The sequence below is a fragment of the Poseidonibacter lekithochrous genome (assembly GCF_013283835.1).
GTDB classification, from domain to species: domain Bacteria; phylum Campylobacterota; class Campylobacteria; order Campylobacterales; family Arcobacteraceae; genus Poseidonibacter; species Poseidonibacter lekithochrous.
The window spans coordinates 2,143,319-2,168,499 of the sequence record NZ_CP054052.1; the positions used below are offsets into that span (position 1 = coordinate 2,143,319).

At 27.1% G+C, this 25,181-nt stretch carries 20 protein-coding genes; 9 read left to right on the plus strand and 11 right to left on the minus strand.

Annotation, left to right across the window (positions count from 1 at the left end):
* Positions 1-92: 92 nt before the first annotated feature.
* Entirely contained in the window at positions 93-1,301 is a 1,209-nt protein-coding gene (locus tag ALEK_RS10160; RefSeq protein ID WP_071625274.1) for a hypothetical protein, read from the minus strand.
* A 354-nt stretch (positions 1,302-1,655) separates the two neighbouring features.
* On the opposite strand from ALEK_RS10160, the gene ALEK_RS10165 reads away from it, so the two are divergent.
* Complete coding sequence (locus ALEK_RS10165) at positions 1,656-1,919, plus strand: phage integrase N-terminal SAM-like domain-containing protein (RefSeq protein ID WP_083574550.1); 264 nt, start codon at positions 1,656-1,658, stop codon at positions 1,917-1,919.
* A gap of 67 nt (positions 1,920-1,986) precedes the next feature.
* Here the strand turns inward: ALEK_RS10165 and ALEK_RS10170 are convergent, their stop codons facing one another.
* Positions 1,987-2,235 carry a DUF1272 domain-containing protein gene (locus tag ALEK_RS10170; protein WP_071625273.1) on the minus strand — a complete coding sequence of 83 codons (249 nt, stop codon included), beginning with the start codon at positions 2,233-2,235 and terminating at the stop codon, positions 1,987-1,989.
* 85 nt (positions 2,236-2,320) lie between these two features.
* The gene (locus tag ALEK_RS10175; protein ID WP_071625272.1) at positions 2,321-2,632 is read right to left on the minus strand and encodes a cupin domain-containing protein; all 312 of its coding nucleotides are present in this window, start codon (positions 2,630-2,632) and stop codon (positions 2,321-2,323) included.
* Between the two features lie 250 nt (positions 2,633-2,882).
* On the opposite strand from ALEK_RS10175, the gene ALEK_RS10180 reads away from it, so the two are divergent.
* Positions 2,883-3,449, plus strand: coding sequence for a TIGR04211 family SH3 domain-containing protein (locus ALEK_RS10180; RefSeq protein WP_071625271.1), 567 nt, complete (start codon positions 2,883-2,885; stop codon positions 3,447-3,449).
* A gap of 47 nt (positions 3,450-3,496) precedes the next feature.
* Here the strand turns inward: ALEK_RS10180 and ALEK_RS10185 are convergent, their stop codons facing one another.
* Positions 3,497-3,841, minus strand: coding sequence for a hypothetical protein (locus tag ALEK_RS10185; RefSeq protein ID WP_071625270.1), 345 nt, complete (start codon positions 3,839-3,841; stop codon positions 3,497-3,499).
* Positions 3,842-3,849: 8 nt separating this feature from the next.
* A complete protein-coding gene (locus ALEK_RS10190; RefSeq protein ID WP_083574549.1) occupies positions 3,850-5,169 on the minus strand; it encodes a sulfite oxidase in 1,320 nt (439 codons plus the stop codon).
* 195 nt (positions 5,170-5,364) lie between these two features.
* Here ALEK_RS10190 and ALEK_RS10195 point away from each other — a divergent pair, with 195 nt between their 5' ends.
* Entirely contained in the window at positions 5,365-6,048 is a 684-nt protein-coding gene (locus tag ALEK_RS10195; RefSeq protein WP_071625268.1) for a response regulator transcription factor, read from the plus strand.
* On the plus strand, positions 6,038-7,042 hold the full coding sequence (locus ALEK_RS10200) for a sensor histidine kinase (protein WP_071625267.1): 1,005 nt from the start codon (positions 6,038-6,040) through the stop codon (positions 7,040-7,042). Before ALEK_RS10195 ends, ALEK_RS10200 begins: the two co-directional genes overlap by 11 nt.
* 3 nt (positions 7,043-7,045) lie before the next feature.
* Here ALEK_RS10200 and ALEK_RS10205 read toward each other — a convergent pair whose 3' ends face one another.
* A complete protein-coding gene (locus ALEK_RS10205) occupies positions 7,046-8,752 on the minus strand; it encodes an AAA family ATPase (RefSeq protein WP_071625266.1) in 1,707 nt (568 codons plus the stop codon).
* A 358-nt stretch (positions 8,753-9,110) separates the two neighbouring features.
* Here ALEK_RS10205 and ALEK_RS10210 point away from each other — a divergent pair, with 358 nt between their 5' ends.
* Both ALEK_RS10210 and ALEK_RS10215 read left to right on the plus strand, forming a co-directional pair.
* The gene (locus ALEK_RS10210; protein ID WP_071625265.1) at positions 9,111-10,262 is read left to right on the plus strand and encodes a YjgN family protein; all 1,152 of its coding nucleotides are present in this window, start codon (positions 9,111-9,113) and stop codon (positions 10,260-10,262) included.
* A complete protein-coding gene (locus ALEK_RS10215) occupies positions 10,262-11,320 on the plus strand; it encodes a M48 family metallopeptidase (RefSeq protein WP_071625264.1) in 1,059 nt (352 codons plus the stop codon). Before ALEK_RS10210 ends, ALEK_RS10215 begins: the two co-directional genes overlap by 1 nt.
* Positions 11,321-11,334: 14 nt before the next feature.
* Here the strand turns inward: ALEK_RS10215 and ALEK_RS10220 are convergent, their stop codons facing one another.
* Both ALEK_RS10220 and ALEK_RS10225 read right to left on the minus strand, forming a co-directional pair.
* Positions 11,335-13,704, minus strand: coding sequence for an AAA family ATPase (locus ALEK_RS10220; RefSeq protein ID WP_071625263.1), 2,370 nt, complete (start codon positions 13,702-13,704; stop codon positions 11,335-11,337).
* On the minus strand, positions 13,691-14,812 hold the full coding sequence (locus ALEK_RS10225; RefSeq protein ID WP_071625262.1) for a metallophosphoesterase family protein: 1,122 nt from the start codon (positions 14,810-14,812) through the stop codon (positions 13,691-13,693). The genes ALEK_RS10220 and ALEK_RS10225 overlap by 14 nt, the downstream gene beginning before the upstream one ends.
* 124 nt (positions 14,813-14,936) lie before the next feature.
* On the opposite strand from ALEK_RS10225, the gene ALEK_RS10230 reads away from it, so the two are divergent.
* Both ALEK_RS10230 and ALEK_RS10235 read left to right on the plus strand, forming a co-directional pair.
* On the plus strand, positions 14,937-16,448 hold the full coding sequence (locus ALEK_RS10230; RefSeq protein ID WP_071625261.1) for an HD domain-containing phosphohydrolase: 1,512 nt from the start codon (positions 14,937-14,939) through the stop codon (positions 16,446-16,448).
* A gap of 12 nt (positions 16,449-16,460) precedes the next feature.
* Positions 16,461-18,653 carry a sensor histidine kinase gene (locus ALEK_RS10235; RefSeq protein WP_071625260.1) on the plus strand — a complete coding sequence of 731 codons (2,193 nt, stop codon included), beginning with the start codon at positions 16,461-16,463 and terminating at the stop codon, positions 18,651-18,653.
* Here ALEK_RS10235 and ALEK_RS10240 read toward each other — a convergent pair.
* Positions 18,650-20,137, minus strand: a complete 1,488-nt coding sequence (locus tag ALEK_RS10240) for a cache domain-containing protein (RefSeq protein ID WP_071625259.1) — start codon at positions 20,135-20,137, stop codon at positions 18,650-18,652. The genes ALEK_RS10235 and ALEK_RS10240 overlap by 4 nt on opposite strands.
* A 120-nt stretch (positions 20,138-20,257) precedes the next feature.
* Here ALEK_RS10240 and ALEK_RS10245 point away from each other — a divergent pair, with 120 nt between their 5' ends.
* Complete coding sequence (locus ALEK_RS10245; protein ID WP_071625258.1) at positions 20,258-21,538, plus strand: response regulator; 1,281 nt, start codon at positions 20,258-20,260, stop codon at positions 21,536-21,538.
* 50 nt (positions 21,539-21,588) lie between these two features.
* Here ALEK_RS10245 and ALEK_RS10250 read toward each other — a convergent pair whose 3' ends face one another.
* Positions 21,589-23,013, minus strand: coding sequence for a 4Fe-4S binding protein (locus ALEK_RS10250; protein WP_071625257.1), 1,425 nt, complete (start codon positions 23,011-23,013; stop codon positions 21,589-21,591).
* Positions 23,014-23,022: 9 nt separating this feature from the next.
* Entirely contained in the window at positions 23,023-25,152 is a 2,130-nt protein-coding gene (locus ALEK_RS10255; RefSeq protein WP_071625256.1) for a TonB-dependent receptor, read from the minus strand.
* Positions 25,153-25,181: the final 29 nt, after the last annotated feature.

Consider the following 25,181-nt stretch of genomic DNA (forward strand, 5'->3'; position numbering starts at 1 on the left):
TAGATATAACGTTTTAAATGAGCCAATAAATTGCCCGCAGGGTAATTTATTGGCTCCACTGATTTGTTATCTTGTATTTCTGTTTCTCAAATTTAAATAAGATTTTCAGCATCTTTTTTCCATTGTTCAAAATTAGTTCTTTTAGGAGTTATATCTCTTATATGACTAGCCAAATTTATATTTAATATCATTTTGGAGTTTTTTTGGAGTTTTTCAAGTTTAGTATCTATTGCTACCTCAAGTAAGTTTAATAAGATTATCCAAAGTTTTATTACATTTTCTCTATTTGGTAGTGTACCTTTGTGTATCAAATCATTTCTATCACTTCTATTTTTTAATAAAACTTGAAATATATTTTCACTAATTATTTTTGTTTCATGCAAAATATCATGTTTTGTTTTTATATTAATATTCTTTGGCAATGCTCTTTTCAAAATCTTTAATATAGAATTATCTATTTTATTTTGATATAAAGAATCGGTTAATTGCTCTATCACAATCCATAAGTTGCTCAAAGCTTCAGCTATCTTACCTTGATTTAAATAATGGTATCCAAGTGCTAAAAAAATGGGTGAGAAATCAACTTTATTAATTATATTTATACCAAAGTTGTAAGCTTCTGTAAATTCTTCTACTTGTATATGGTTTGGATGATGTGCTTTTATCCTTTCTGTTATACTTACAGATTTATTTCTAAAATCATTATTTGGTGATGGTATATAAGAAAAATTTGAACCACCATTCTCTATAATACAACCTTGATGTAGCTTAGTTAAATCAATAGGTTTAACTAAAATTCCACCTAAAAATAAAGCCCCTATTATTTCATTGAATTTATTTACAGCTTTTTCAGGTGTGTTATAGTTTTCATCTACTGGCAACATAACAGAACCATCAAAAGTGACTAAAATATCTAATTGAGAATTTTCGTTGTAATCTTTTAGTTTTGCAACAAACTTTGATAGCATTCTTGTATCGTATAAATTTGTATTTATTTCATCTAAGCTAACTATAAAATCATCTTTGGTTTTAGATATAAGTACAAGTGGTTCAAAAAGAAATGTTATCCAAGCAGGGTCATAGCTAGGTATTTCAGATATAGGTTCTTTATAATCTAGTGGCTTATGTTTTTCATGAATCCAATCTCCATTATGCCAAATATAATTATCACTAGGTTTTTCTTTTACATTATCTGTCAAAGTTTTTGGAATATTTCTTCTTGTCTGCATCAACTTTACTACATTATCATGTTCATAAAAAGCATATACTTGACCTGTTAGCGTATCCTGATAATGTTTCAATTTATATTACTTCCTTTTTTGATTCTCAATATTAATTAGTATTTAAGATAACTATTTACTCAAGGAACACTATATTCTAATTAATCACTATTAGCATAGTGTGAGTATTTACACATAAGAAAAAAAAGGAGAAAAGGTTACTTATTTAAAATATTTTTTGTTATTATATCAAAAAATATTTAATATAATATCAATTTTTCTACTAGAACACTTAAATATAAAATGTCTTTTTTGCCTCAATAAAAGCTATTAAAAGGACAAAGTATTCCGTAATTTGTTAAATATCTTGGTATTAGGACATTATATCCCTTAAGAAAAAGGTTTTATTATGGAAGTTAAAAAAAGTTATTAGATATAGTTAGAGATAAGGTTAGATTTAAACATTATAGTATTTCTACGGAGAGAACATATACACATTGGATTAAGCATTATATTTTCTTTCATAATAAAAAACATCCTATTAAAATGGGTAAACTTCTAATAGAAGAATTTTTGACTTATTTAGCTGTAAAAAAGCATGTAGCTCCTACAACACAAAATCAAGCTTTTTCGGCAATATTATTCTTGTATAAAGAAGTCTTAGGGATTGATTTAACAAATGAAAACATACAAGCATAAGAGAGGAAACTTATACTGGTAGTTCAAATTAATTAAGTATCCTATTCCCGTAATTTTGCGAAACTCCCTATGTATTTGATGTACAACCATGTTCTTTTAGTACTCGATTAATTGATGCTGGATTATCTTTTAATGCAAGTACAGGTCTTATTGGACGATTAACAAAATTGCCGCCACAATTAGGACATTGGTTATTGAAAATATTTTCTACACAATTTGTACAAAATGTACATTCAAAAGTACAAATATGTGCTTCTGTTGATTCTGGTGGTAAGTCCTTATTACAGCATTCACAATTTGGTCTTAATTCTAACATTTTAAATTCCTAATATGTTTTATTTATTTGAGATTGAAAAGCTTGATATTTTCGATCTACTAACTTGTTCTTTTCATATTCCTTGTTATACACTACCATCTTTTTCAATTACTAATATTCTTGCTTCTCCTATTGGATGAGCATAATGTTCCGTTCCAACTGAAGCATAAAAAATATCTCCAATATTTAATATTGATGATTTTTCTTCATTGTTTTCTTTGTAAAACATTTTTACTTGTCCATCTAAAACAACGAAAATCTCTTCTCCATCATTAATATGCCATTTATATGGTTTATCAGTCCAATGTAGTTTAGTAGTAATACCATTCATATTTGAAATGAATTTTGAATCCCAAGCTTTATTTGATTTAAATTCTTTACTTCTAGTTATTTCCATATTTAATATTTCCTTATGTGTGTAACTATTTATTCAGGAAATATTCTATCCTAATTAATATTTATATACATTATTAAAACATATAAATATACTATTAATAATCAATTTAAAGAAATATTAGTATTTAAATTTAAATACAAAACCTACTTAAATCCCATCAATTTTTACTTTCAGTACATCTATACTATAATTATAAAAAAATTACATACAAAAACAATATTGTTTTGCTTATAAAAGGACTTTAAAACTAATGTTTAAAACAAAAAATCTATTCTTGATTCTAATTTTCATATCTTCGTTTGCTAATGCAGCAACTTCTTATATTTCAGATGACTTACATACTTTTATACACTCAGGCCCTGGTACTAAATATAAAATTATTGGTAGTGTAAATACAGGTGATCGTATTGAAATTATTCGTAAGAATTCAAAGTACACTCTAATAAAAGACTCAAAAGGTCGTAGTGGTTGGGTTAACTCAAAATATATTTCTGCACAACCTGGATTAAAAGAGCGTTTACCACAGCTAGAAACTCAACTAATAAAGGTTCAAGCACAACTAGATGAGTATAAAACAAATATAGAATCTCAGGATAATAAGCTTGAGAAATTAGAAAATATAAATCTAACTCTAAATAAACAAATAGAAGAAATTCAAATATTAAATGCTAATTTAAATGATAAACTTGATACTAAAAAGAATGATTTATTAATGCGTTGGTTTAGTTACGGTGGAATGGTTGCAGGTGGTGGTCTTGTATTAGGACTAATTCTTCCTTATTTAATTCCAAGTCGTCGTAAAAAAAGTCGTTGGTAAGATGAAACTAAATATAGTTGTTAATAAAACAACTATATTTATTGGCTTTATTTTGGTAACTTATCTTTTGATAAATTTGGTCTTCTAGATGCTTGATCAGGAGCATAATTCTTTTCTAGATAAGTTAGAATAATATCTTCTGTTTTATCATCAAATTTCCATAAACCTTGAGTATCTTGCATCCATCTAATCATAGAAAGCCAAGTATCTCTATCTCCTTTTTGCAAAGTGATAAACTTAGCACTATGACAAACAGTACAATTTGCTTTTACTATCTCCATTCCAGGAGCTACTATTAAACCTGTTTCTTTATCTATTTCTTTTGCATTTATATTCAAAGACAAAATAGTAAAAGATGCTGTTAATAATGCTATTTTTTTTAGATTTTTCATATTAATTCCTAAACTACTTTTACAGCAATTCTATGACAAGCATTGTTTAAATAACCTCGTGGATTCCATCCTGGTAAAATAATAGGTTGTTTAACTCCTAAACTATCAGTTGCTCTTGCCCAAACTTCGTAATAACCAGTTTTAGGGAATTTAACAGAAGCTTGCCATGATTGCCAAGCTAGTCTATTTGCTGGATCTTTTAGTTTTTTAACTTTTTTCCATGTAGCACCAAAGTCAATAGATACTTCCATTTCATCAACTTCTAAATCCCCTGCCCATGCTTTTCCTCTGAACTTAAACTTCTTATCAATTTTATGAGTGATTCCAGATTCTGGATAAGTAATCAGTGATTTAACAGGCATAGATTCAATAATACACATTTCATCATCAGGTACTTTTGTTCCTGGAGCCACTGGTTTACAAGGAACTCTATATGATTGTCCTTTCATCTTTTTACCATCATGAACTTTGTTTCTTACTACAATTTTTTTAACCCATTTTCCAGAAACAGATGCAGGCCATCCACCCATTACAAGTCTTAATGGATATCCATTACTTAATGGAATATCTTCACCTTCATATGCCCAAGCTAATAAAGATTCATCCTCTAAGGCTTTTGACATTGGAGCACCTCTTGAGATTGTAACTTTTGTAGGATCTCCACTTAGGTGTGTATCTCTACCGTAGTATCCAATATATACTGCATCTTTTTTGATTCCACAATACTCTAATACATCTTTTAATTTAACACCAGTCCATCTACCACAACCTATTGCTCCAGTTGACCATTGGTTTCCTTTTGCAGGTGGATTGTATTCACTTCTACCATTTCCTCCACACTCTAACTGTAATGCGTAAGTATGGTGTTTAAACTTTTTCTTTAGTTCAGCAACTGTAAAAGTCATAGGTTTTTCACAGCTTTCCCCTGTGATTTCAACTGTCCAGTTTTCTGGGTCTTTTGATTTTTCTGGTGGAACACCGTTATTTCTAATAAAGAAGTGTTTTGCAGGTGTAAAATCATCATCTAATAAATGTGGTGGTGTTTCTGCATTTACTGGTCTGTCATTTAAATAAACTAGACCATCTTTTCCTTCAATCTTAAAAGGTTTATCAGAATTTGCTAAAGCAGCAGGAATTAAACCTGATGGCATATTTGAACCAAAAGGAATGTTTGAGCCAACAACAGCAGCCATTGCTAACATAGATGATTTTTTCAAAAATCCTCTTCTAGATTCTTCTGGAGTCTGACGACCAAAAATATCTAAGTCACTTTTAACTGGGTCGTTATGGTAAGCCTCATGTATACCAATTTCTTTTTTTTCTTTCATACTATCACTCCATAAAATCTTATTTATTAAATTATAATGAAGGATTATTGAGATTGTATGGAGGAATTGTTAAGATTTTATGAAGATGATTCTACAAATTTTATGTAGAAATCTAATAAAATAATTAATTTCTATCCTTCTTAATAAATAAAGTGTATAATCACTATAGCTACGAAGACAAGAGATAAAAAGTACATGAAAAAAAGTATATTAATAGTTGAAGATGAAGAATTAATAGTCAATTTTATAAATAATCGTTTAGATGAAGACCTTTATAATATTGACATTGCATTGGATGGGCAAAGTGCTCTTATGAAGATAAAAAATAACAATTATGATTTGGTTACCCTTGATATAATGTTGCCATTTATCGATGGTTTCTCATTATGTAATAGTATTAGAGAAAAATCTAAAAAGACATTAATTGTTATGATTAGTGCATTAGATACTGGGGATTCAAAAGCCAAAGGTTATGATTATGGTATTGATGATTATATTGCAAAACCATTCTCAGCAAAAGAGCTTTGTTTAAAAATAAAATCCTTACTAAAAAGAAGAGAAGAATTAACTTCCTCTAAAATAGAGGGCAAATCTATCCTTATTTTAAATGATGAATCAAAAGAAATAACAGTAAACAGTAATCCAGTTGATTTTACTCCAAGTGAATATTTGATTTTATCAGTTTTTATAAATAATAAAAATAGAGCCTATTCTAGACAAGAACTAGCCCAACTAATTTATGATAATTATTTAGGTGAAATTGATGATAGAGGAATAGATAGCCATATTTGTAATATTAGAAGAAAAATAGCTAAACATGAAGAAAAAAATCTAATAAAAACAGTACGTGGAATAGGATATAAAATCGATGAAAATTAAAACTTTTGTAGTAGTCCTATCTACTATTGCTGGGCTTATAGTTTCTATATTTACAGCTGTTATGACTTTTGTTATTATTGGTGAACCAATATGTAGTGTGATGTTAATCAAAATTACAGTGACTGTATTATCAGTATTACCCGTAATTGCTTTCCTTAGTTTGTTCGCGGGAACATATATGTCTAAGAAATTTAAATTTATTGAATACAGGTTAGAGAAAATACGAAATCAAAAGTTTAATCAAGAGGAAGAAAAACACTATATTAGAGAAGTGCAAGAAATGCATGATGATATAAACTTCTTATCTAATCAACTAGAAGATTTAATTGGGGATTTAAGACAAAAGAATCACAACTTATCAAACTTACTTATTTCAATGTCCCATGATATAAAAACACCAATTACTATTATAAATGGATATATAGAAGAGATTGAAGATGGACTTGTAACCCCACAAAAAATGCCAGCAGCACTAAAACATATGAAAAAAGAAGTTGAGTTTCTAGATGAACTTACTATTGATATGTTAGAGTTTATCTCTTCGATGGAGCAATACAAAACAAAAGAAAAAATTATGTTGTATTATTTCATCAAAAATGAGGTATTTCCTCTGCTTCCACAAAATGATAAAGTAAAACTTTTAAGTACTATTGACAAAGATTATGTAGTTAAGTTCAACAAAGTTGACTTAAAAAAGATATGTGTAAATATCCTATCAAATGCCATCAAATACACAAAAGAAGGATATGTAAAAGTATCTGCACTAGATAATAATATTTTATTTGAAAACAATGGAGAAGAGATAAAAGACGAATTCAAAGACAAAATATTTGAACCATTTTTTACAATCTCTACAAGTAAAAATAGAAAAGATAGTGGTTTTGGATTAGGGCTTTCAATAGTAACTAATCTTAGTAAAAACAACGACTATAAATGTACTTTAGACAGTAGTACAAAAGAGAAAACAGTCTTTAGTTTAGAAGCTATGAGTTAGCTTCTAAACTAGTACCATTTTTATATCGTCGTATGATACTTCTTCATTTAATTTTACAAAGATAGGTTTTAATTTTATCTTTCCATCCTCACTAAAGTCTTCTTCATTTTTAGCTTCTTCTATTTCATTTACTGCTTGTTTTACTTGATTTATAACACTTAGACTTGGCATATATTTTGAGATATCAAAGCTTGGTATTTCTTCTTTGATTAGTGATAAATGCTTCATAATTGTAGATACAGAGAACCCTGCACTTTTTGCTAAAATGGCAAGGGTAGCAGAAGATTCTATAAGATTTTTTGTCTTAATATGATTTGCTACTTTTTCTTCTATCTTTGGTTCTTTATCTAGCTCTTCTCTCTCTTTATTTATTGCTTTTTGGTCAACTAATCCACCTAGTCTTTCAATATATGATAGATTAATCATTTCTAATTGTTTTTCATCTTGCGATTCTATATTATCAGCTGCTTTTTTTGAAGCTTGTTTGATACGTGGGTCAATACTAAGAATTAGAGGATCTACACTTAAAGCTTTTTCATTAAAGCCCATTAGTTTTAGACCTTCAATATTTTTGATTCTTGAAAGGGCAACATATCCTTGCCCTACTTCAAAAGTCTTCGATAAATCAATCTGAGCAGCATCTAGTGTCATACCTTGAGATTTATGAATAGTAATAGCCCATGCAAGTTTCAGAGGTATCTGAGAGATTTTGGCTTGGACTTTTCCTTTATCATTTTCAATAGCCCAGTCTTCGAATTCAACTTTTATGACATATCCATTTGATAGTTTTACTATTGGAAGTTGTTTTTCATCTTTTGAGAAGTCTATAACTACACCTGTAGTACCATTGATATAGTACTTTTCTGGATTGTTTTTGATGAACATAACTACTGCATCTTTTTTTAGCGTTAGCTCTTCTTGAACAAGTGCAGATTTGAATAGTTTTTCAATATTTGTTTTAGCACCTTCACTATCATAATTAAAAGTAACTGCAGGTGTTGGAAGCCTATCTAACTCATCATTGTTGATTCTATCTACATCCATATTATGAGTATAAAGCTTCGTAGGAGTGAACTCAATATCTAAATCTTTTTGATGTCTTTCATTTAAAATATCATAAGTTTTTTGCGATATTTGTCCTGATCTGATTTCATCTAATACAAAAATTAGTTGATTATCATCTTGTCTAAACTTTTTTTCTAAATAACAAGTTTGTAAATCAAGAGCTTTCCAAGATGGACTTTGCCATGCAAATCTCTTAGAATCATTTGATTGTGAGATAGGAGGTAACTGGAAGAAATCCCCTGAAAGTATCACTTGAATTCCTCCAAATGGTTCTTCATTTTCTTTGAAAGCTTGAAGAATCTTATCAATTGCAGTGAAAATATTAGGGCTTACCATAGATATCTCATCGATGATTAAAACTTTTAGCTTTTTAAATCTAGTTTGCAAATACTTTTTTTCTAGTAAGTTAGAGATAAAATACTCATCAACACTATCTCTAATTCCTAATGAGAAATAAGAGTGAATAGTCTGACCATTTAGATGTGAAGCAGCAATACCAGTAGGAGCTACAACAGTAGGAATGATTTTTCTTGATCGTAAATATAAAGTATATTCATTTAATATATATGTTTTACCAGTACCTGCTGATCCTGTTAGAAAAACATTTTGACCAGATTTTAGTATTTTTAGAGCTGTTGATTGCATTGATTGCCTATTTAGATATTTTGTTAGCATAATAGCGTATATGGTTTTGAAGATAGATAATATTGAGTGATAATTTATATTTATTGTTTAGTAAAATACATTATAAACTTTATTTCCTCTAAATATACATTTAAAAATCAACACTATCTTGATATAGATTATCATTTATATCAAAAGTTCATAAATTTAATTTACTTATTATTTACATTTATAATTAATATTACTTGTAGATATTAAAAGTTAAATTATTAAAAGTTGTATACTAAAGTTTTTTCTTTTCTATAAAAAGATATCTTTAAATAAATAATAATATAAATTTGTTATTATTTTATAACTTTAATACAACAAAAGGAAATAAATGAAGGCAATAACTTTTAAGGGAAATGCATTTGAGTACTTCAAAATATGGATTGTAAATATACTACTTACAATAATAACTCTAGGGATATATTACCCTTGGGCAAAAGTTAGAAATAATAAATATTTCTATTCAAATAGTTTTTTTGATGAAAATAATTTTGATTACCATGCTACAGGTAAACAGCTATTTATTGGTTATTTAATTGGAGTAGTTTTATTTATAGCATATACTATAATAAACGAATTCTTTCCAATTATAGGATTAGTTTTATTTGTTTTATTATTCATATCAATTCCTTGGCTTATATATAGAAGTATGAAATTTAATATGAATATAACAAGTTTTTCTAATGTAAGATTCTCTTTTGATGGAGAACTTAAAGATTCATATATTATATACTTTGCATATCCACTTTTATTCTTATTATTACTAGCTTCTTTAATTTTTTGTACAACATTTTTTGATAATATAATTGTTGTTGTAGGAACTATAATAACAACTTTAATTTTATATATTATTGCATTTGCATTTTTTTCTATGAAATCATCTACATATTTATTAAATCATTCAAAGTTTGGTCAAGGTAAATTTTCAACTGACTTAAAAGTTTCAAAATTTATAACAATATTGCTAAAAACTTTCGGTATTACAATACTTTCATTTATCGGTTGTACAGTTATTTGTACAAGTATTTTTTATTTATTCTTAGATTCATCTAACATTATAAATAGCGTAATGGCAGGAGTTAATGATCCAACTCGTATAACAGCTGTTATATTATCGATCTTACCTTTTTTGTTTTTTTCATATTTCTTATTGATTCTTATTAACTTTACTGCAATTTCTTATTACATAGTTAAACAAAGAGAATATATCTTTGAAAACTCAAAACTTGATGAAGAAATTCAATTTGAATCAAAACTAAAATTTACAAGATTAGTATTTATTATGGCTACGAATATGATAGCAATCATTCTTACATTAGGTCTTGCAATTCCATGGGCTAAAATTAGATATACAAGATATATGCTAAGTAATACTTACATAAAGGCAGATAATCCTAAAGAGTATATAAGTACTACTCAAAAACAATCAGCTATTGGAGAAGAGATTGGTGATGTATTTGATGTGGATGTTGCAGCATTTTAATGATTGAAGGAATTTTATATAAACAAAATAGTACAACAAATCAAAAAGTTGTACTTATTTTGGAAGAAACAAACTTTTTAATTAAAACAAATGAAGAGGTTATCTTTGAGGGTTTAATTTCTGAACTTATTATCTCTAATAGACTAGGAAATACAAAAAGAGTTATTACTCTTAAAAATGGAGATTCATTTTCAACTTTTGAAAATGACTTCATAGATGAATACCTATTAAAAAAAAGAAATCTTTTATATAAATTCGAAAAAAACATCCTATTAGTACTTGTATCTATAGTCATTACTGCTTTATTTACATTTTCTATATTTAAATGGGGGATTCCTATTGTAAGCGAGAAAATAGCACATATTATTCCTCATGAGGCAAATGAACTTATATCTAATGAATCAATAGAGTTTTTAGATGAGCATATATTTACAAAAACCAAACTTTCAAAAGAAACACAAAAAATAATACTAACTAACTTTAATAAAAAAATTTTACCTTTAATTCAAAATGAGGAAAATATAAAATACAAAATCATTTTTAGAAACTGGAAAGTTAAAGATAAATCTATAGCAAATGCTTTTGCTCTTCCTAATGGTAATATTATTTTAACTGATGAATTTATAAAGTTAAGTTCAAATCAGAATGAAATAGATTCTGTGATTCTTCATGAAGTGGGACATGTATACTTTAAACATGGAATGCAAAGATTAACACAAAGTACATTTACTGCACTTATTACTATGTATATAACTGGGGATTTAAGTTCTTTTGCACAAATAGGTGTTGGATTTGGCTCTTTATTTATATCAAGTAATTATTCAAGAAATCATGAATTACAGGCGGATCTATACTCTTTTGAAAAAATGATTGAAGCAAAAATTGATCCTATTCATTTTGCTAATATTATGGAAAAGCTAAGTACTGAAGAAATTAAAGATAGTAATACTATTGAATATTTATCTTCTCATCCACAATCACAAGATAGAGTATTCAAAGCTAAATATTATAGTAACTGCTTTAATCAAAAAATAGAGTGTAAAGAAATAAAAAAATAAATTTCTTTACACCCTTACAACTCCACCACACTCTCAAACATCTCTTTTATTTCCATCTCATGTGATATCAAAAATATCTGTCTATATTGTTCTTTGATTGTATGGAAGGCTTCTAGGATTTCCATTCGTCTTGCTTCATCTTGGCTTCCAAATACTTCATCAAAAGCTAGGAATCCAATACTACTAGCTCCACTTAGTTCTGTTAGAGTTTTAGATATTGCTATTCGTAGAACTAGGTTTGCTAGGTCTACTTCTCCCCCTGAGAATCTCTCAATTGGGAATTTTCTTCCTTCATCATAGATATAAAAATCAAAGTCATTTGATACTTCTATATGTTGGTATTTTCCTTTTGTGATTAGGCTATACATATTTGAGGCAATATCTGAGATTCTTGGAGCTACTTTGGCATTTAGTTTTGTTTTGAAATCCCCTAGGCTTATTTTGATTTTTTCGTAGTCTATTAAATCATCTTTTTTATCTTGTACTTTGGCTAGTTGGATACTGTTATTATCCAAGCTTTGTTGGATTGTTTTGATTTGACCTTGGATTGTGGCTATTTGTACTTTTAGTTCATTTAGCTGATTTAGCTTTTTCTCTTTATTCGCACTTACCTCATCGCTTTCTTTTTGCTTTTGTTTGTGTTTTACCTCATCATAGTTCACACTTTTATATTCTAGCTCTTTTTCATTATAATCGTTGTTTAGTTTTTCTATATTTGTACTTGTTTGTTTTAACTCTTCTTTTATACTATCTAGTCTTTGAAGCATAGTTTCTAAGCTTAGTACATACTCATACTTAGACTTTAGCTCTTTTTGCTCTTCTAGTAAGTCCTCATGTGTTTTCTTATCATACTCATAAGATTCTAGTTTGAACAGTTCTTCTTTATTCTTAAGACCTTGAGCTTCTACTTTTTCAAAGTGCTCATTTTCTTTTTGTAAGTCTCTCTTCTTACTCTCCATTAGATTAATAGTCTTTGATAGTTCAAAATGCTCTTTTGAAACTATTGTCTTTTTATCTTCATAAGTTTTCTTTGACTTTTGAATCTCTTTACACTCTTGTTTTGCTATTTCTATCTTATCTCTTTGAGTATTATTTACTATACACTCCAATGAAGCTAATACACTATCATACTCATCAAGTAAAGGTCTAGTACAAGTAGGACAATCAGACCCTGCTCCTAAGTTTTTGATATTATCAATCTTTGAATTAATATCTTTTATTAGTTTCTCTTCCCCTGCTATATGATTTAGTAGTTCTCTCTCTTTATTATTTAGAGATTCTAGTTGTTTTTGTAGTTCTTCTAGTTGTGATTCAAACTCTTTTTCTTTTTGGGCAAACTCTTGATGTTGGCTTGTTTCATTCTCTAGTCTTCTTATAGTATCTCTTGACTTTGTATAGTGCTCTCGTAAGTTCGTTTGCTCTTCTACTAAGCTTTGTTTTCTTATATAGTATTCTTTTAGCTTATCTTGTTCTTTTAGTTTATCATGTAGTACTACATACTCACTCTTTACAGATTCTAAGCCTCGTAGTTCCGTTTGTTTTAATTCTAGTTTGCTTACTTCTTCGCTTAGATTGCTTTGTCTTTGTATATGAGAGTTTATAGTACTTTTTAATAACTCACATTTAGAGTATAAGTCTTGTTTTTGCTCTTTGCTCTTTTGATATGATTCTAACTCTTTTTTGATATCTAGCTCTAATAGCTTTATACTATCTACTTCTTTAGCTCTTAACTCTACATCTGTTTCTAAGTCTTGGGTTTTATTTTTGTATTCTTGTATATGTTCTGTTTTACTCTGTACTTCTTCATCACTTAGTAGTACTTCTGCAAAAGCTGCTATTTCTCTTTTTAGTTCACGGCTTTTCTCTACTAGTTCTTTTTCTATAAAGTCTATCTTCTCTAAACCTAGTAGTTTTCTAATCATCTTTTTTCTATCTTCGTTTTTTAGACTACTTAAAGATGTTAGTTCTTTTTGAGAAGCAAATAGTGTATGTAAAAATGCATCCTTACTCATCTTTGTAAGATTTATAATAGAAGCTGTAACTTCTTTGGCTCCTGTCGTTATAAGCTCATCTGTTTTATAGAACTTCGCATTAGCACTAAGAGCCTTTCCTCTAAACTCTCTACTTACTCTATACTCTATTCCCTCAAACTCAAAGTCTAGTTCTACTACTACTGCATCTTTTGTAGTTGCATTTGCATTTCGTATTACTTCTTTATACCCTTTGTTTTTAAGCTCACCATATAAAGCAAATAGTATTGCTTCAAAGATTGTAGATTTACCACTACCGTTTTTCCCTATTATTCCTATAAGACCTTGATTAAACTCCATAGAGTAATATGAGTACTTTTTGAAGTTTTCTAGTTTTAGTTTACACAGTATCATTATTGGCCTCTTCGTACTTAGAGAATAACTCTTGGACTTTTAGTTTTAATCTATCGTTTTCTTTATCATCTTTTACATCTTCTTTTATATGCTCTAAAAAGTAGTCTTCCAAACTAAGTGCTTCTATATCATCTACACTTACATCATTGGTATTTTTTTTGAATTCTCTTTTGATACTAACACTCATAGCATCTTCAAAAAGCTCTTTTATCTCTTTGTTTTGTATATCTATTGATTGTAAAGCTGTTAGGTTGATTAGTTTTACTTCTACTATTGCATCTTTTGTATCTGATACATCTAAGCTCTTTATCTCTTCTACGTAATTCTCACAATCTATTTGTTTTAATATTATAGGTCTTATGTTTATCTCTTTATACTCTATATCTAGACTTTCATCTATATTTGCAAGTATAAAACCTTTTGAGTTTCTTTTGTCATTTAGACTAGTTCTCTCTGTACTACCGCTATAATATACATTTTCATGTTTTCCAACAGAGCCAAACCCATGCCAATGTCCAAGTGCTACATAGTCCATTGATTGGAATATATACTCTTTGTCAGTTGGATATACCCACTCTCCAAACTCTTGCATTAAATACCATGCCCCTACACTACAATGTAACATCATGATATTCTTTTTTGTTTTATCTATATTTGATTCACACTTTTCTATTTGCTCTAAGGCTCTTGTATCATCGTTCATATGAGGAAGTGTATGAAATACTATATTATCAAACTCTATTTTCTTATACTCTTGTGAGTAAGATAAATAAATGTTTTCATAACTTTCGAATATTTTTAGAATTGGGGAACTTAGGTTTGTTCTAGGTGTTGAGTGGTTTCCTGCGATTATCACAAAAGGAATTCCAAAAGAGTTGATTCGGGAAAACTGCTCTAGTGCGAAAGTAATAGCTCTATTACTAGGACTTGACCTATGGAATAGATCTCCTGTATGTATAATATAATCTGGTTTGATTTCTTCGATTTGTTGTACTACTTGAGTAAAAGCATCATAGAAGTCTGCTTCTCTTTGGTTTACATTGTTCTCATCTAGAATATCTAAGTCGTTGTACCCTAAATGAGTATCAGAAAAATGTAGTATTTTCAAGGTATTTCCTATAGTAATATTTTAAGTATTATAGCAGGATAGATTAATAGCAAATTAAAAGAATACAAACAAATATTATTTATAAAAGTTTTTGATATAATTATTTAAAAGCAAAAGGGTTAATTTGTTCAATATTAAACTTTTAAAAAAAGAAGCAGAAAACTTAACTGTTTTATATGTAGAAGATGATATTAACATTAATAAATCAGTAGCTACATATTTAAGAAAACTATTTAAAACGGTTACTGCTAAATTTAATGGACTTGAAGCTTTAGAATCTTATAAAATAGGTACATATGATTTAGTAATTACTGATATAAATATGCCTATTATGGACGGTTTAACAATGTCCAAAAAAATAAAAGAGTTAAATAGCGAACAAAATATATTAATAACTTCTGCATACTCAGATTCATCAAAATTTATTGCCTCTATAAAAATAGGTATAGATGGATATATTATTAAACCAATAAACTATGATGAATTCAATACAATACTAATAAAGACTACTACAAAAATAAATAAATTTAAAGATAATGAATTATATTCTACAGAATTAGAAAATTTAATAGAAATGAAAACAAGTGAAAACTCTAAATTAGAATTAGACAAAATCAATAATTATGAGAAAACCCTCTTTTCATTAGTTGAAATGATAGAAACAAGAGATCCATATACAGGACAACATAGTCATAGAGTAGCAAAATACTCAAAGATGATTGCAGAACAAATGGCTTATTCACAAGTAGAGTGTGAAGAAATATATAAGGCAGGTATCTTACATGATATAGGTAAGATTTCTATCCCTGACACAATTCTTTTAAATCCTAATAAACTTACAAATTCTGAATATCATCTAATTAAAAATCATGTTCAAATTGGTTATGAATTTATAAGCAAAATTCCTTTGTTTAAAAATATTGCAGAAATCATGTATTCTCATCATGAAAGACTTGATGGTTCTGGCTATCCAAATAATTTAAAAGAAGATGAAATCTCTATTAAAAGTAATATAATTGCAGTAGCTGATACTTTTGATGCTATTTCAACTAATCGAATTTATCAAAAGAGTCGTTCTGTCCAAGAGGCACTTCAAGAAATTAAATCATTATCAGGAATACATTTTAGAGAACAAATTGTTGATGCAGCGCAGATAATATTAAAAGATATCGAAATTAAATTTAATACTTCTCAACTTCCACAAAGTAAGTTTGAAGAGCAACGTTTTTCTTATTTTTATAAAGATAATTTAACACAGTTATATAATGATTCATATTTAGATTTGATATTAAAAGATAAAACATCTAAAATAGAATATACAAAAATCTATCTAATCTCACTAAATAACTTTGGGGCTTACAATAGAGAATATAGTTGGTATAAAGGTAATGAATTACTTGTTAAAATTGCAAATTTCTTTATTCAAACATTTAAAGATTCATTGATTTTTAGAATATATGGTGATGACTTTATACTTCTAAATAAAAATAATTTTATTCCAAAAGATAAAATACATGAATTAAATAATATTCTTAAATCTCATTATTCAAAGCTTACTTATACTTTGAGAATTATGGATATTAAAGAAAAAAATATAAACTCTGCTTTTGAAATTGAGAAGCTAATTTTTAATTAATAAGGATAAATTATGAATATAATTAAATATTCTACAATTATTTTATTTCTATATATAAATACACTTTATGCTTCTTCTAATTCTATTTCTAACAAAAATAAAATACTTTTTATTTCCTCTTATAATTATTCATTTCCTACAATTAGCAATCAAATAAAAGGTATTGAAGAAATCTTAGATAAAAAGAATTATCAGATTGATATTGAATTTATGGATACTAAAAGGTTTGACCCAACTATTGTAGAACCGTTATTTTACAATACCTTAAAAATGAAAGAACGCTTACTTAAAGATTATGATGTAATTCTAGTAGGAGATGACAATGCATTACATTTTATAAAAAAATATCAAAAAGAGTTTTTTTATAAAAAGCCTATAGTATTCCTTGGAATAAACAATATTCTTTTTGCAAAAGAAATGGCAAAAAACAAATATATAACAGGTGTTCTTGAAGAATCTAGTATTCCTGAAACAATTAATTTAATAGAAACATTACATCCAAGTAAAAACAAAATCTTAACAATTATTGATGATACAAATACAACAAAAGGAATTCTTAATAGTTTTACTCCAGAAATATTGGAAAAGCTTATCCTTTTAAATATCTCAAACTTTTCTTTTAATGAAATAAAAGAGAAACTAGAAACCATACCTAGTGGAGTACCACTATTATTTATATCCGCAGTTAAAGATAAAAATTCAAAAATATTAGAATTCAATTCTTCTGTTAACTTTATAAAAAAATATACTTCTTCACCTATTTATCATTTTTATGAGCATGGTATTGGCAATGGATTAATTGGTGGTAAAGTTATAATGTTTATAGATCAAGGAAGAAAAGCAGCATTTTTAGTAAAAGATATCATTTCCGGTAAAAATATAGAAAATATAAATTTACAGAAAACTGAAAATAAATACCTCTTTGACTATAAGGAAATAACAAAATATAATTTATTAGATAAAATACCAGAAAATTCTACTTTGATAAATGAACCTAAAAGCTTTTTAAATCAACCAATAACTGATATATTATACGAGATTATTGGCTTTCTAATAATTATATCTATATGGATTATCTATTTATTATATAAATTAAATAAAAATTCAAAAAAGATCATAAATTCATATAGAGATGTTCAGCACATTATAAATGGAACTGTAGAAGGAATTATCCTAAGTAAAAATAACATCTGTACAAAAGTTAATACATCAACATTAGAATTATTAAATTTTAAAAAAAATGAAATAGTTGGAAAAAATATTCAAGAACTATTTAGTAAAAAATATAGAGATAAATTTAATCATAAACTTGAAAAAGACAGTATTTATAAATATGAAGCTAATTTAGTAAATTCAGAAGGAAAAGAGATTACTTTTCTAATTAAAGAAAGAGAAATAAAATTACAAAATGAATTACTTAGAATCTCTTCAATTCTAGATTTAACAGAAATAAAAAAGAAAGATGAACTACTTCAGGAACAATCAAAAATGCTTGCAATTGGAGAAATGATAGGAAATATTTCCCATCAATGGAGACAACCCCTAAGTGTAATTAGTTCAATTCTTAATAACTGGAAAGCTTTTGAAGAACTTGGAGAATTAAATAAAAAGACGATACTTGAAGAGACTGATATAATAATTGAAAATACACAGCAGTTGTCATCTACAATTGATGATTTTATGTATTTTTTTAAAAATGAAAATATATCTTCTGAATTTACAGTATCAGAATTAATAGATAATATACTTCGTCTTGAAAATTCATCTTTAAAAATGAATAATATAAAACCAATTGTAAATATAAATTCTCAGACCAAATTATATTTAAATAGAAATAAACTATTACAAGCCTTTATTAATATCCTAAATAATAGTATTGAAGCATTATCTCATAATAAAGATGACAATAGAATACTACTTATTTCGGCTAAAGAAACTACAGATAATATTATTATTACTATAGTTGATAATGCAGGTGGAGTAAAAGATGAAATTTTAAATAAAATTTTTGAGCCCTATGTTTCTACAAAAGAACAATTAAATGGTTTTGGCTTAGGTTTATATATGACCTATACAATATTAAATAAAATGAACAGTCAAATTACAATAGAAAATAAAAAATTTGCTATAAAAGATATTGAACAAAAAGGTATAGAAATTACAATTACTATTGCAATTCAAACTAAAGAAAATGATTACAATTAAACCAATAAAGGTAACTTAATAGTAAAACTTGCTCCTTGGTATTCAATATTTTTATATTTATATACAACATTATCTACAAAAATTTCACCGTTCATATGCTTTGTAATAATTTCATTAGTCATATAAAGACCTATTCCTGTTCCTTGACTTTGATGTTTTGTTGTAATATATGGTTCTAACACTTTATTAATTATACTTTCTTCAATTCCACCGGCATTATCTTTAATGGTAAGAGTTATGTGAGAATTCACTTCTAAGTTGATAAATATAAGTTTATTTGCTTTAAAATTTGTTTGTTCAAAAGCATCTTTACTATTGTTTAGAATATTTATTAATACTTGAATAAATTCATTATAAATACCAACAACATCAGTATTCTCAATATTAACAATAATTTCAATATCATGTCTTTTAAACTGAACATCAATTAAACTCAAAGTCTTTTCAATAACTTTTGCTAAATTAAATTTAGTTATTTCATTACTATTACTAAAAAAATTTCTAAAATCTTCTATAGTATTTGACAAGTATTCTGTTTGTGTAATAATTTCACGAATATCTCTTGTAAACGAATCTATTTTTATTTCATCTAAATCAATGTCCGCTTTCATACTATTTGCACTCATTGATACAACTGTTAGCGGTTGCCTCCATTGATGTGCTATATTACCTATCATTTCACCAATTGAAGCCATTTTTGATTGCTGGTTTAATAATTTAGTATACTCATCTTTTTCTTGTATATTTCTGTTTATTTCTTTTTTATAATTATTGAATTTTTGCTTAACCATTTTTGAAAAATAAAATGAAAAAAGTAACATTATAAAAAAAGAAAATATTGCAATTGTTATACCTTGAAGAAGTTGCTGTTTATAATAAATTTCAAGACTTTCTGTTTTATCTTTGATAGCTTTATTAACATTATCATGATAAAACCCAGTTCCAATAAACCATTTCCAATCATTTAAACCAAGGATATAACTAGTTTTATCTACAAACTCTTTAGTGCTAGGTTTTATAAATTGACTATAAGTTAAAAAGCCTCCGCCTTTTTTAGCAAGAGCAATTATCTCTCTAGTCTCATTTTTTATTTTTTCAGAAGATGACTCTTTAAAAATATTTTTGTTTAGTATCTTTTTGTTAGCATGAATTAAAACATTACTATTATAATCGATAATAAAAATATATCTATCTTTTTGATATTCAAACTTCTTAATTTCACTAATAACCTTCTTTTTTAGTTCTTCTTCTTGTATTTCACCTTTACTGTTTAATATATATCTTTCAACCATTTTTACCTGATTTTTAACTTCTTCTTTTTTAATTTTTATAAAGTTCTCTTTTACTTTTAAAACTTCATTATTTAAATTGATTCTATGCTCATAATAAAGAATTATTATCATAAATAAATAAGTTAAAATAACAAATAAAGGTGGGGTAAATTTGATAAAGTTTAATATTTTCTTTTCGTTATTTATTAACATAAAAGCTCCAGAACTTATTAGTAATTTCATTATAACAAAATGATTTAAAATAAGTTAATATTCTTATTTTTTTTGTATACTATCTCTACACATTGATTTTTAATCTCCAAGGAATAACTTATGATTAATATTAGAGAAATTAAAGAAATTACATCCTCATTAAACATCTTATATGCAGAAGATGATAAAGACATAGCAAAAACAGTAATAAATTATTTATCAAAAATATTTAAAGAAGTTGTTTATGCAGAAAATGGAGAAGAAGCATTAAATCTTTATAATCAAGATGAATACGATATTGTAATAACAGATATTAATATGCCTAAAATGAATGGTCTTCAATTAATTGAAGAAATAAAAGGTATTAATATTAATCAAAATGTAATAATAATCTCTGCATACTCAGATTCAAGTAACTTTATTTCTTCTATAAAACTTGGAGTAGACGGATATATTATTAAACCTATAAACTATGATGATATGAATCAACTTTTATTTAAACTTGGAAGTAAAATAAAAAAATTTAAAGAGCATGATATTAATCTTGAACAACAAAAGTTCCTATTAGATCATATTTATCAAAAAAATCACTTATTAAAACAATATACTGATGTAATAGATAAAGTTGCAATAGTTTCTAAGACCGATTTAAAGGGAGTAATTACCTATGTAAATGATTTCTTTTGTGAAATAAGTGGTTATTCAAAAGAAGAAGTAATAGGGAAAAGTCATAATATTGTAAGACATGAAGATATGCCCAAAAGTGTCTATATTGAATTATGGGAAACTATAAAAAATGGTGAAGTATGGGAAGGCACAATTAAAAATAAAAACAAAGATGGTAGTGCCTATTTTGTTCATGCTACAATATTTCCAATGTTCGACAATGAAAAAAATATAAAAGAATATATTGGGATAAGGTTTCTTACAACAAAAGAAGAAATTGGGAAACGAGAATTTAAAAAGAAAGTAAGAAATACTTATTTAGAATATAAAAAATCTGCATATGAAGCAAGTAAAAAAATTGAAATATTAAGTGAACAGTTATCATCAAATCAACAAAACGATACCTTTAAAAACTCAACTATTAATGATTTAAATACAAGATTAAGAAAAGCTATCTCACAAATAAAATTTTATGAAGATATGATTGAAGATATTAAATTAAATAATGAAAAAAAAGTAAATCATTTTGCAGATAAAACAACAGAGTTTAATAATAAAATTATAGATAATCATAAAGAAATGGATAAAAAGAAATCTATAATTCATAAGCTAAAAGAAGATATGGAAATAAAAAATAATGAAATATTAAAACTTAATAGTGAATTAATAGATCAAAGGAATATTATTTTTGATCTTAGAGATACCATAAAAAACATAGATGAAGAAAAAAGTTAGATTATAAATAGAAAACTACAAAGAAAGATATAAACTATAAAAGTTTATATCTATTTCTTCATATGAGTGTGAGTATGAGTACTATGGCCTCTTTGTTTAACTCCATATGTTTTAAAAGCATATATTTTATACATACTTAACCCTAAATACAGAAGTATCAATGATGAAGCAGCTACGTAAGCTAAGGCTTTTCTCATTTTTGAGACTTTGAATAAATTAACTCTTTTATATAAAATCACTAAACCTAAAATCATTGCAAGATATACAAATAATTCAAAAGCCATAAGCCAAGAATCACCCCTCGAAGCTAGTGATTGAACTTTGTTTATATCAAGAGAGAAGCCTTGAATAAAACCATTTAGTACATTTGAGTATGTCTTAGTAAAAAATCCGCTTAATAGATGTCCTAAACTAGCGATTATAAACAATGGAGCATAAGCATATCCAAGAGAAGAGAAAGTACTAGAGAACTTCTGCCCTAAAGCTTTTGAAGCTAGGAATATTCCAGCAAAGGTAGTAGATACAACTAAAACTAGTGAGTAAAGATATGCAAAAAATCCTATAAAGTCCACACCTTTTATAGAAATATACTGCCCTACATATTGTGCACTAGTTGCCCACGGTAGTGAATCAGCAATATTTGTTCTTCCTAGTGCATGATGAAAACTCATAGTAAAAGTAATAGAAGCAAATACAAGAATATATACCCAAATATCTGATTTTTCAACTTTCGTTTTTTTGTATAAAGTTGAAGTAGGAGGAATGATTTTGAAATCCACACTATCACAAGCTCTAGTACAGTCCATACATAAACTACAATCATCCATAGAATTTTTCTTATCAAAAGTAAAAGGTTTTAGATTATATGTACATGCCGTACTACACTCAAAAGTTCTACATGAAGCACAATGTTCGCTATTTGTTCCTAGTTTTGTAAAAGATACTTTTTGATAAGCTTTTGTAAGATTTCCAATAGGACAGATATATTTACAATAACTCATATCTTTGTATAAAAAGAATATCACAAAAGCTACTATTGTTAATACTGTAAACATAATAGCAGTAGCAAGAGGTATTTTTAAAGCCCCAGGAATTGTATAGTAAACTCCCCACCATCCAACTACAAGTAGTGTAATACCAATATATCTATTTTTTAAAAACTTTGGCATTTCTAAATTCATACCATACTTTGTAATATACTTGCCTAAAAATCCATGAGGACAAATACCACAGAAGATTCTTCCAAAAGTAGTAAGTGTTAAGACCATAAAAAATGACCAAAACAATCCCCAAAATACATTCTTTGTGAAAGTATTCTCTTTTGTTGGATTTTCATAACCATAATAAATAGCATATACAAATAAAGCAAGAGTTATTATTTGAATAGTTCTTTGAAATGCTTTATTTTTAAATACTGTTTTAAATATAGGCATTGCCAAAAGGTCGTTTTTAGCTCTTTTTATATTTTTTACCATTTATTATCCTTAGAAACTATATTTAAGACCAGCGTAATACTCTCTACCTGGATCAACTACAATACTTACATCTTCACTATCTACTCCTACATCACCTCTTTTATCTCTGTGTAAGTATGCAGCTCTGTAGTATTGTTTATCAAATACATTGTTTGCTTTTACAAAAAACTCTAAATTGTTCTTTTTCATTTTTGTTTTATATCTAGCTTGTAAATTCAAGATTCCATATCCTGGCATTTTTACAATATTTGTTTCATCAGCATAGTACGAAGATTTAGCATAGATTTCAGAAATAAGTGTTAATTTTTGCGTTGCTCTGTAGTTTAAAAATAGATCTACTGTATGTTTTGAAGTTCTAGGAATTGTATTTCCTACAATATCAAAGTTGTGAGTTGATCTGTCTTGATAAGTGTGTTTAAAAGTATTGTATCTTGTATAACTTGTATGTAAATACGTATATGCAAAATCAAAAGATACAGTTTTTTGGGCATCACTTTTTAATGACAATTCTAAACCTCTACTTCTAGTATCTCCTGCATTATCTGTAGTATCACCAAAAGAGTATGTTCCACCTTCAGGACCTATAATATTTCTATTGTCTAATTGATAAACAGATGTTTCATAAGTAAAGATGTCTTTATTACCTCTAAGACCTAATTCATAGTTTCTACTTGTTTGTTCTTTGATATTTTCATTACTTTCAATATCTTCTACATCTGGTGTTTCAAAAGCAGTTGAGTAACTAGCAAAAATTGAGTTATTATCATTTAGTTTATAAGTACTTCCTAATCTATATGAGAAGTTTCTAAATGTTTTTTCTTTAGTACTATTTGTATTACTCCATACAGTTCCATCAAAATCTCTCTCTTTTGTATTTAGTTCTTTATCTTGGTAGTCATATCTGATATTAAAAGTTGTAGTTAATTTAGGAGTAAAATTGTATTTGAACTCAGTATATAATCCTACAATTGTTTCTTCATCACTTGAAAGTGTTGATTCCCCATCATAGTAGTTTACATTTGCTCTTTTTCTTCTATCATAAGCAGTATAATTCTCAATAGTATCATCTTTGTTTTCATACTCTCTTTTTCCAAACTCAAGTCCTAGTAGAGAAGCAAACTTATCATCATTGATTGTATATTCTGCTTTGATTCCACTTTGACTTAGGTTTTGCTCTGAGTAGTGAGTATATACATCTGGTGTAGCAGAGTTTGAATCACTATCTTGTGGATTTGAAGTCTTTTTATAAAAGTCTTTATAAAAATATGTAGAGATTAAAAGATTTGTATCATTCTCAAAACTTTTATTGTAAGATAAAGTAAATTTATCTAAATCAATATAATTATCTTTTGAGTAACTATCTCCATCTCCTTTAGGATTTGATTGAGCTTCACTAACTCCTGCTGTTACAGATCTAGAACCTGCTTGGTCATACTTATTTGTAATATCAGCAGTAAATGATACATCACTTGTATCATCTAAGAAATACATTAGTTTTCCATTTATAGATTTTGTCCAAAGTTCAGAATCAACCCAGTAGCCATCACTTGTTCTTTGAGATCCATTTAGAGCAAATGCAACACTATCATTACTTTTGTACAGAGATAATAAATAGTCCCTATAATTATGACTTCCAAGTGTTGCTTCTAAATCAATTGAGTTTTTGTCTTTTGGCTTTTTAGTAGTAATAATCAAAGCCCCAGCTAAAGCAGTATCTCCATATAAATATGAAGCAGAACCTTTGATAACTTTGATAGTTTCAATATCTTTTAGGTTTAGTCTAATTCCACCTGATTGTTGACGTACAGGAACTCCATCAACAATAATAGCAACCCCCGAGTTCTCACCCATAAACTGTTGTTGTCCTACACCTCTAAAATGTATTTGAGCCATCTCTCCTGTTCTTGTACTAATAGTAGTTCCTGGGATTGTTTTTAATACATCATTGATATTGTTTATGCCAACTGTTTCAATTTTCTCTTCATTTATAATACTTGATGATGATACTTCTGTTTTCTTATCTTCATTAATTCCAATAGTTGATGATTCTACACTAATTAAATCCAAGTTTTCACTTGCATTTATACTCATATTTCCTAATAAAATTGCACTTAGTACAATTGATTTACCTATATTCATTCTATTCCTTCAAAAAATCTAAGGAATAA

Coding starts and splice junctions, on each gene's coding strand:
- ALEK_RS10220 (WP_071625263.1), bottom strand. CDS start 13,704: ATGATACTGTGTAAACTAAAACTAGAAAACTTCAAAAAGTACTCATAT.
- ALEK_RS10200 (WP_071625267.1), top strand. CDS start 6,038: ATGAAAATTAAAACTTTTGTAGTAGTCCTATCTACTATTGCTGGGCTT.
- ALEK_RS10210 (WP_071625265.1), top strand. CDS start 9,111: ATGAAGGCAATAACTTTTAAGGGAAATGCATTTGAGTACTTCAAAATA.
- ALEK_RS10190 (WP_083574549.1), bottom strand. CDS start 5,169: ATGAAAGAAAAAAAAGAAATTGGTATACATGAGGCTTACCATAACGAC.
- ALEK_RS10215 (WP_071625264.1), top strand. CDS start 10,262: ATGATTGAAGGAATTTTATATAAACAAAATAGTACAACAAATCAAAAA.
- ALEK_RS10250 (WP_071625257.1), bottom strand. CDS start 23,013: ATGGTAAAAAATATAAAAAGAGCTAAAAACGACCTTTTGGCAATGCCT.
- ALEK_RS10185 (WP_071625270.1), bottom strand. CDS start 3,841: ATGAAAAATCTAAAAAAAATAGCATTATTAACAGCATCTTTTACTATT.
- ALEK_RS10195 (WP_071625268.1), top strand. CDS start 5,365: ATGAAAAAAAGTATATTAATAGTTGAAGATGAAGAATTAATAGTCAAT.
- ALEK_RS10255 (WP_071625256.1), bottom strand. CDS start 25,152: ATGAATATAGGTAAATCAATTGTACTAAGTGCAATTTTATTAGGAAAT.
- ALEK_RS10205 (WP_071625266.1), bottom strand. CDS start 8,752: ATGCAATCAACAGCTCTAAAAATACTAAAATCTGGTCAAAATGTTTTT.
- ALEK_RS10180 (WP_071625271.1), top strand. CDS start 2,883: ATGTTTAAAACAAAAAATCTATTCTTGATTCTAATTTTCATATCTTCG.
- ALEK_RS10245 (WP_071625258.1), top strand. CDS start 20,258: ATGATTAATATTAGAGAAATTAAAGAAATTACATCCTCATTAAACATC.
- ALEK_RS10170 (WP_071625273.1), bottom strand. CDS start 2,235: ATGTTAGAATTAAGACCAAATTGTGAATGCTGTAATAAGGACTTACCA.
- ALEK_RS10235 (WP_071625260.1), top strand. CDS start 16,461: ATGAATATAATTAAATATTCTACAATTATTTTATTTCTATATATAAAT.
- ALEK_RS10175 (WP_071625272.1), bottom strand. CDS start 2,632: ATGGAAATAACTAGAAGTAAAGAATTTAAATCAAATAAAGCTTGGGAT.
- ALEK_RS10240 (WP_071625259.1), bottom strand. CDS start 20,137: ATGTTAATAAATAACGAAAAGAAAATATTAAACTTTATCAAATTTACC.